The sequence below is a fragment of the Nocardia thailandica NBRC 100428 genome, assembly GCF_000308795.1.
Classification (GTDB): Bacteria; Actinomycetota; Actinomycetes; order Mycobacteriales; family Mycobacteriaceae; genus Nocardia; species Nocardia thailandica.
Window position 1 is genome coordinate 1 of sequence record NZ_BAGK01000103.1, and the last position, 280, is coordinate 280.

Below are 280 nucleotides of genomic sequence, written 5' to 3' on the forward strand. Positions count from 1 at the left end.
AGTCGTGCAGCTCGATGACCTGGAAGTCCGCCGCGCCGAGCCCGGCCTGCTCGTAGACCTGCCGCGCGGCACGGACGTTCATGTCGTAGCCGATGATGTTCTTGGCGGTGCCGTCGAAGGTGGAGCGGAAGTCGGTGGTCATCGCCTGCCCGACGATCTCGACCGCCTGCCCGGCCAGCCCGTGCCGCTCGACGAACCGCTCGCTCGCGAGGATCGCCGCGCCGGAACCGTCCGAGGTCGGCGAGCACTGCAGCTTGGTCAACGGGTCGTAGATCATGCG

The 280-nt window shown here is 68.6% G+C and carries 1 pseudogene; it reads right to left on the bottom strand.

The window, feature by feature from the left end:
- Positions 1-280, bottom strand: a pseudogene (locus ON36_RS10455) (lipid-transfer protein); the annotation flags it as partial.